2 protein-coding genes and 1 pseudogene are annotated in these 8644 nt (G+C 68.1%); 2 read left to right on the top strand and 1 reads right to left on the bottom strand.

What is annotated here, in order from left to right; all coding sequences use genetic code 11:
* Nucleotides 1-3703, bottom strand: a pseudogene (locus RTN46_RS07750) (hypothetical protein); the annotation flags it as partial.
* A 722-nt stretch (nucleotides 3704-4425) separates the two neighbouring features.
* On the opposite strand from RTN46_RS07750, the gene aroA reads away from it, so the two are divergent.
* Together aroA and RTN46_RS07740 are read left to right on the top strand one after the other, a co-directional pair.
* The gene (aroA, locus tag RTN46_RS07745; protein WP_312180327.1) at nucleotides 4426-7458 is read left to right on the top strand and encodes a 3-phosphoshikimate 1-carboxyvinyltransferase; all 3033 of its coding nucleotides are present in this window, start codon (nucleotides 4426-4428) and stop codon (nucleotides 7456-7458) included.
* Nucleotides 7455-8639: an acyl-CoA dehydrogenase family protein gene (locus RTN46_RS07740; protein WP_312180326.1), complete on the top strand. Its 1185-nt coding sequence runs from the start codon at nucleotides 7455-7457 to the stop codon at nucleotides 8637-8639. Before aroA ends, RTN46_RS07740 begins: the two co-directional genes overlap by 4 nt.
* Nucleotides 8640-8644: the final 5 nt, after the last annotated feature.

Raw genomic sequence — 8644 nt, 5'->3', positions numbered from 1 at the left:
CCGCCGCAAGCAGGACAGAACGCACCGGCAGCGCCAGCCCGGCACGGGCCTCCCCCGTCAGGGCTGCACCGGCAAGTGCGGCCAGCACCAGCCCGGCGGCCATCGCGTTCAGCGGCGCCTCCGGCAGGAGGCCGGCTTCCCGGAACCGCACCAGGTCGGTGAGCACCAGCGGCAGGACACCGAGGGCGTACACCGCCGGGTACAGAATGACGGCCCGGCGGTGTCGAAGGAATCCGACGGCGCTGACAGCCAGCAGCAACAGCAGCTGGAGGGTCACGGCATCGCGCTGGAGCCAGTTCCCCAGGATCGCCGCGTACCCGGCCGGCGCCAGCGCGAGCGCGCCGATGGTGGTCCACAGTGCTGCTGGTCCCAGGCCAATCATTGACAGGCGCGGTTCCAGGAACGTCCGGAGGATCTGCACGGCGGCCAGCGCTGCGCAACCAACGGCGAAGAGGCCATGGGGGCTCGCTCCGGCGTCCCGGGCCGCCAGCACAGCGAGGAGTGAGACCAGAAGCTGTGCGGCCAACAGGTATTGTCCGCGGTTGGGCTGGTTGCGGCGGGTTACAAGGTAGGACGCATAGGCAAGGGCGCTAAGGACCAGCAGTTCAAAGCCCCGCAGTCCCAGCGCTCCGGCACCCGTGACTGCGGCACCGGTGAACCCGGCCACGGCCAGGGCCTCCCATCTGCCCGGGCGCAGCAGCAGCGACGTGGCGATGTTGGCCGCCAGGGCTGTCCCGAGCAGGGCAAGGGCCCAGGCCGTGTCCGGGAAGTCAATGAACCGGAGCACGGGCACGGCGAGCAGTGCACCCGCAGCCGTGGAGATCAGCAGAACGGGGGTATGCGGCAGCGGCCTGCCCCTGGCAGCCCTGACCGCGGCATCGAGCTGGCAGAAGACAAAAACGGCAGCCGTGCAGAGCACCATGGCGAGCATCGTGCCTGCCGCTGCCCGGCCTTCGGCCTGGACATAGGCCAGCGGCAGGAGCGCCAGGACCGCCAGGCCACCCCAGCGCGTGTGCTCGGCGAGGCCGAGAGGCTGCAGGCGTTTGTGGAAGACCGTGCGCAGAACCTGGGCGGCGGCAAAACCAGCGCTTAGGGCGGTGAAGAATACGTCGAGGGAACCCGACGAAGCCACATCAGCCGCAATCAGGGCCGCCAGGACGGCGCCAAGTACCTGTGCGGCAGCAAGATAGACTCCGCGGAAGGCACCTGCCCGGTCACGGACCAGCACCACGCAGTAGCCAAGCGCGGCGGCAAAGAGCAGTTCGTAGCCCCGCAGCCCCAGCACGCCTGCACCCAATACTGCGGCAGCCAGGAACCCACCCGGGGCCAGCAGCGCAAGCCTGCCGGCGCGGTGCAGCAGCGCGGTGAACAGGTTCGCGGCAAAAGCCACCCAAAGAGCCAGCAGGACAAGGGTTCCGGCCGGTGCTTCCGCGGCCCGGACACCGGCAGCGAGCAGGAGCACCAGCGCTGCTGCCGCGGCTGTTGCAGATGCACCGGCAACTGGCTTCTTCCTAAGCTGCAGGGTCGAGGCAACCTGTGTATAGACGGCGCTGGCCGCCCCGATCAGCAGCAGGACGCAGGCTGTGCCTGCCCGCGCATCGGAGGCCAGCAGCAGATAGTAGGCCGGTGCCACGGCGGCCAGGGCCAGCAGCGTCCCCCAAGTGAGAACGATGCCCAGTCCAAATGGATCCAGGCGGTGGCCCAGCAGGTTCCTGGCCAGATGCTGCAGGGCGAGGGAAACGGCAACCACCACAAAAACGCCGTGGGACGTGAGGTTCAGGTCCGCCGCTGTCAGCGCGGCAAGAAGGCTTACCAGCATCTGCCCCGCGCCCAGGTAATACCCGCGGAGCTGGCGGGGAGCGAGTTTCAGCGCCTGAAGCGCGCAGTAAGCAAGGGCGGCGGCAGTCAGTAACTCATATCCGCGGACGCCGAGGATGCCGGCGCCGAGCAGGGCCGCAGCAGCGAAGCCCGCTGCAGCAAACGCGCCTGTGCCGAAAGCTGCATGGGTGATGGCTGCGGACGGGATGGCTGCGGACGGGGCTTTCACCTGCCGGCGCGGCAGCACCGAGGACAGGAAGTTAAGCGCCACTATCGTCCACAGCGCGGACAGTGTCAGCACGGTTCCCGGAGCTTCTTCGATCCGCAGCGTAACAGCGAGCAGCATGGCCCCGGCTGCGGACAACGCCAGGACGGCACCGGGGAACTTCTCCGGCCGGCCGAGGGCGCCGAGCAGTACGGAGGTCAGCTGGTTTGCTGCCGTGGCAGTGAAGGCGGCTGCCAGTGTCCAGGTCCAGGCTGCCTCCGGTGCACGGGTTTCGAGCAGAACGAATACAGCCAGCGGGATGAACAGGAGCACCGCTGTCCGTGCCCCAAGGAAAAAGGCCATCCGCGCATCCCCGCCGGCCCGGGCGGCCCGCAGGAGAAGGTAGCCGGTGAGCAGTCCCAGAAGCAGCAGCACCGGCCAGAGCGGCGCCTGGCTGGTCAACAGACAGGAAAGAACGGGCAGCAGAAGCGCCGCAGCCGCCAGGGATTCGGCCGCGCCCCTGAGCTTCCGCGCGGCCGCAAAAAGGGTCAGCTGCACCAGTACTGCGGATACCACAAAGGCCGCCAGGTTGCCGCTGCCTGCCTGCAGACTCAGGGCAAACGACACGGCCGCTGCCAGACCGGCGAGGAATTGCAGGCCGAGGACAGTAAGCACGTCGGCGAGGTAGATCTGCCCGGCCGTCCTGGCCAGCCGCCCTTCCGGGCTGGCTGCTGGCTCCGGCCCTGCCGGAGCGGCCGCAGGGTGCTTATCCCGTAGGGCCAGGCGTTCCGCCGCCGCCAGATACCGCCTGCCGCCGGCGAAGAGCCCGGCGGCCTGGGCACCAAGCAGGATCACCGCCGTCAGCAGCGTAGCCGGCAGGCTGTGGAAGGCTGCATCGGCAAGGGCGGTCAGGCCGACGGCTGCTCCGGCGCGCACACCGTAGCCATGCAGCAGCGCCAGGCGCGCAGGCCCCTGCCACAGCAGGACGGCGTAGTAGGCGGCGAATGCCAGGAAAAGGACCGCCAGTGACCGGGAACCAAGTTCCGCGGAGGTAAGCACGGCTGCGGCCGCGGTGGCCGGAACCAGGTACCGGTGTGAATTCACGAAGGCGTCAAGATAGACATTCTTCAACCACCCCGGACGTCGGATGGCAGCGAGGCTGAGCAGGGTCGCCAGCAGCACGGTGAAGACGAAATACCAGACGATGCCGGAGCGTACAGAGGCCCCCGACGCCAGTGCAGTGGAAAGCAGGAAGGTCAGTGCCAGATAGGAGACCACCCGGCTTTCCAGCCGTGCGGCGGCATAGGCAAACGCCGCGGTTCCCACCAGCGAAGTCACCAGCCAGGCAAGGGCCGCATCAGGCAGCAGGAAGTTATATAGCGCCAGGCCCACCACGGGTATCAGCGCCAGCCCGGTGCCGGTGAAGGCCACGGCGGCGGGACGCAGGTCCTTCCGGCGTGAGTGGATCACCAGGCCGGCGGCATAGAACAGCGCAGTCAATGCAGCAACTCCCAGGAACCGCGCCTGTTCGGGGATGGAAATCCCGATGAACAGGGCCGCTGCCGCCACCAGCAGCAGGCTCCCGGAGTACAGCGTGATGTTGATGTTGCGCAGGTCCCTGCGGCGCTTTTCCTCGGCCAGTTCGGCCGCGGTCTTGGTCCGGGGCGGCAGCGGTTCCATGGGGCGCGCCGAAGCCGGGGCCCGGGTGGGGTTCCCCGGGCCGGGAGCACCGGTTCCGGCCGGAGCCGGTGCTTGCGCGTGCAGGTTCCGGTCTGCCGGTGAGCTGAAGGGCTGCGGCCTGCGTGCCGGCGGCGCTGAGGGCCCACCCAGACCGGACGGGAACGGCACCGGCATCGCCGGGGAATCGGGGCGTTCAGGCCGGGCTGCAGGCCCTGGAGAGGCAGCGGTGTCCGGCCCCGCAGCCTGGGCAGCGGGGCGTTCCAGCGGAGTGGCTGGCTCCCCCGATGGCACCGGCGGAGCGGGCCGCGTTGCTGGAGCTGGATGAGGTGGTGACGTTGGCTGAAGATCTGTGCGGGATGTGGCAGGTTACTGCCGTACCCGTAGGCCGCGCCGGGCTGCCCGGAATTCCCGGTACCCGCCGATCTGCGGGTGGTGAACCGCCCCACCGCAAATCCCGCTGCCGCTACGGCAATAAAAAAGATGAACTCCCCCATGACCAGCTGCATTCCCTTCATCGCCGAGCCTGATGATCATCCTACGGGCGCGCAGCCGCCCAGCGGGGCAGCCGGCGAAGCCTGTGGAAACAAGGCCCCGGGACAAATGCCGCAGCCGCACCCTTACTGTGCGCGCAGCCTGTTCCGGGGGTGTTGCCGAACTGGTAGCCTCGCTTGCGGGGTGGCCACCTGGACGCGGACAGCAGCCGGTGGAAGGGCTTTGATGCCATGTATCTTTCGGTCCTGGGAACACAACAGCGCATCTGTGGGGAAGCACAGGTGCCCAACTCCAAATACCATGCGCACAGGGCGCTGATCCTGGCCTCGCTGGCGCCCGGGACCAGCCGCATCTCCGGGCTGACCGATGCCCGCCACGTGTATTACACCGTGGCCATGCTCCGCAGGCTCGGCACCCGGATCGAGATCGACGGCGGCACGTATGTGGTCCATGGCGGCCCTTACGCACCCGTAAGCGAGAGCATCTCGGCGGGAAGTTCCGGCACCACCCTGTACTTCATGGCCGGGCTGGCGTCCCTGGGGTCCCGGGACGTCACGGTTACGGGACAGAAGTATTTCCAGCGCCGGCCCATCGGCCCGCTGCTGGCCGCCCTGCGGCAGATGGGAGTCGGCGTCGATTCCCCGACGGACTGCCCGCCCATCCGGGTCAGCGCCCATGCTCCCACGGGCGGAGAAGTGCATATAGCCGGAACCCTGTCGCAGTGGATATCCGGTCTCCTGCTGCTGGCACCGTTCGCTTCCCGGCCGACTGCCATAGTCGTGGACGGAACCCTGAATGAACGCACTTACCTTGAGCTGACGGTCCAGATGATGCGCCGTTTCGGTCTGCACGTCGACGTCAGCGAGGACTGGCACCGGTTCGAGATTCCGCCCGGACAGCAGGCAGTGCCCACGGATCTCAGGATGCCCCCGGACATCGGCTCCGCGGCGTTTGGGCTGGCCGCCGCGGCCTTGCATCCTTCAGACCTGCTGCTTCGCGGCCTGCGTTCGATCACGGCGGAAGGCGCGGACCACCCGGAGGCGGATTTCCTGGATATCGCAGCCCAAATGGGGCTGCCCATGTCCTACGACGCCGAGCTGGATGCCGTACGCGTCCGGCACGACGGCCTGCGGCTGGGGCCCGCAGAGATCGACTGCCGCCGGGTTCCTGACATGCTGCCGATCCTCTCGGTGATGGCGGCAAGTGCGGACGGTGAGAGTGTGTTCCGCAATGTGGAACACGTGCGGCTGAAGGAATCGGACCGCGTTGCCGCGATGCTGCAGCTGAACTCCATGGGCGCAGACGTCCAGATCAGCGGGAGCGATCTTCGGGTCCGCGGCGCATCCCACCTGGCGGGCGCGGACCTGTCCTCCTTCAACGACCACAGGGTCCTGATGTCCCTGGCGGTGGCGGCCTCCGCCGCAGAGGGCCGGTCTACGCTGACCTACCCGAATGCCTACCGCATCTCCTATCCGGAGTTCCTGGAGGCGATGAACTCCTTCGGGTTATCCATGAACGTCGAGGAAGGGCGGGTCCTGCGCCGGAAGGCCACCCGCGCAGGCCATGGAAGCCGTTCCATCCGGGTTACGGCGAACAGCATCGAGGACACGTCACGGGTGACAGGACCTGAGTGGGTCCGCCGGTGGGCGAAGGAACGTCCGGGCGAGACCGCCGTCGTTGACGGGCGGCCGCAGAGCACCGGACACCTGACCTGGGCCGAACTGGATGCCGGGGCGGACAGGATTGCTGCCATGCTGCTCAGCCTCGGAGTCCGGTCCGGGGACCGGGTAGCCTTCCAGCTGCCGAACTGGAGCGAATTCGTGCTCCTGACCGTCGCCGTCCTGCGCATCGGTGCCGTGGCCGCACCCGTGATGCCGATCTTCCGTGAACGGGAAGTCGCGTTTGCGCTGCACCGCTCGCGCGCCGCCGTCGTGGTTGTTCCCGAAGAGTTCCGCGGCCGGCACTACGCCGCCGAACTGTCCGGCATTCTGGCCGCCGGCACCGGCACGGATCCCGGTTACGACCTAGCGGTCCGCCACGTGATCGTGATCGGCGCCGCCGCTCCCCCGCTGGCGGTCCGCGAGCGCGGCATCACCTGGCACGGCTGGGAGCAGGAGCTGGCCGAGACAGAGGTAGACCGGGACCAGATTGACGCCGCGGCTCCCGGTCCAGACGATCCGGCCCAGCTGCTGTTCACCTCCGGCACCACCGGCGAACCCAAAGGTGTCCTCCACCGGCACAGCACACTCAGCCGGGCAGCGGCGATGGAGGCTCACCAGTTGGAGCTGGGCAGCGGCGAGGCGGTCTTCATCCCCTCTCCCCTGGCACACCAGACCGGGTTCCTCTATGGCATGTGGCTGTCCTTGGTGCTGGGAGTGCCGCAGATCCTGCAGTCGGTATGGGATCCGGACCGTGCCCTGAATATGCTCCGCGGCTGGAAGGGCACGTTCGTCCAGGCCGCCACCCCCTTCCTCAATGACTTGGTGAAGGCGGTCGAGGCCGGGGCCCCCGCACCCCCGAGCCTGCGCATCTTCGTTAATACCGGGGCTGCCGTCCCCCGGCATCTGGCCGAGCGGGCAACCCGGGTCTTGGACACCGCCGTCTGCGGTGCGTTTGGCACCACGGAAACCTGCCTGGGTTCCGTTTCCTCCCCCGGTGACGATCCGGCTTTGGTCTGGGGAACGGACGGACGCCTGCTCACCGGTGTCCGCGCGAGGATCGTCAGCGACGGGGGGCAGCTGCTGCCGCCGGGTACGGAGGGGAACTTCGAGCTGAGCAGCCCCACCCTGTTCGAGGGCTACCTTGACCGTCCGGACCTGACCAAAGAGGCCTTCACCGACGATGGCTGGTACCGGACCGGGGACCTGGCCACCCTGGACGACGCCGGCTACCTGCGCATCACCGGACGGGTACGGGACGTCATCAACCGCGGCGGGGAGAAGATCCCCGTCGCTGAGATCGAGCAGCTGCTCTACCGCCACCCGGGAGTCGACGACGTCGCGCTGGTCGCCATGCCCGATCCCCGGCTGGGCGAGCGGGCCTGTGCCTTTGTGGTCGCCGCCGACGGCGCGGGCCTAACCCTTGCCGACCTCACCGGTTATCTGGACGGCTTCCAGGTCTCGAAGCACTACTGGCCCGAGCGGCTCGAACTGGTCCAGGCCATCCCCCGCAACCCGGTCGGCAAGATACAGAAGTTCCTGCTGCGGGACCGGGCACGTGAACTGGCGGGACACCCACTTCGCGAGGACAGGAGCCAGGCGTGAGCACAACCAGCATCACCGCGGACGGACGAGGCAGCTCCATCCCGGAGGCGGAGTACCAAAGCCTCCTCACCCGCGTCACCGACTGGGTCGAAGGTCCCGGGGAAGCCTGGGCGGAGGAGATCGAAGCCACCGGATCCACCCCGGAGGCGCTCTGGAAGCAGCTGCGCACGGAAGGGTTCCTCTCCCTGGCAGCACCACGGGACCTCGGTGGGGCCGGCGTCAGCTTTGTGCAGTGGATGGGACTCATGGAAGTCTTTTCCCGTTCCCATGCCTCGATCCGGATGATCGTGCATGTCCTGAACGGCACCTGGCGGGCCATGAACCCGTTCGCGGACGAGCAGCAGCGCCGGACGTTTATCCGCCCGGCGGTGGCGGGCGAGCTGGTGGTCGCGTTTACCCTGACGGAACCGGGCAACGGCACCGGCGCGGATATCACCTCAACGGTCCGCAGAGACGGCGACACCTACTACCTCACGGGCCGCAAGCACCTGATCACTTTCGGCGTCCGCTGCGACTACTGGCTCCTGTTCGCACGCCTGAACGGCAGCACGGGCCAGGACGGCACCGTGGCATTGCTGGTCGACCGCAATGTTCCGGGCGCAGTGGTCGAGGATACCTCCCGGACCATGGGGGTGCACGGGACAGACCACGCATCCCTAACCTTCACGGACGCTCCGGTCCCGGTGGCGAATCGGCTGGGCGCGGAGGGAGACGGCCTGCTGGTGGCCCTTGGTGGGTTCCTCACCCCAAGCCGGATTTCCGTGGCCATGAGCTGCGTTGGCCTGGCCCAGCGTGCCCAGCAGCTCGCTGTGGACTATGCCTTGGAACGCACGACCTTCGGCAAACCCCTGGCCTCCCGGCAGGCCATCGCCTTTATGCTGGCGGAAAATGCTGCTGACATTGCCGCCGCGAAGGCGCTGACGCTCACGGCTGCCAGCGCCTGGCAGGACACCGACCCGGCAGCCGCATCGCTATCCTCCATGGCTAAGCTGACCGCCGTCGACATGCTGACCCGTGTTACGGACAAGGCACTTCAGGTGCACGGAGGCATCGGCTACTGGCAGACCCAACCCATCGAACGCGTCTACCGGGACGCACGGGCCCAGCGCTTCGAAGAAGGCACCAACGAGATCCAGAAGGCCGTGATCGCCAGGGATCTCCTGGGCCGTGCCGGCGGATAGCGGGC

The organism is Arthrobacter sp., from assembly GCF_031988865.1.
Lineage (GTDB): Bacteria > Actinomycetota > Actinomycetes > Actinomycetales > Micrococcaceae > Arthrobacter_B.
Note: the sequence above shows the minus strand (reverse complement) of the source record. Positions and strands in the feature narration are given on the sequence as shown.

What these genes read in the sequence shown, in the direction of transcription:
- aroA (WP_312180327.1), top strand. Translation starts at nt 4,426, where the DNA reads ATGTATCTTTCGGTCCTGGGAACACAACAGCGCATCTGTGGGGAAGCA.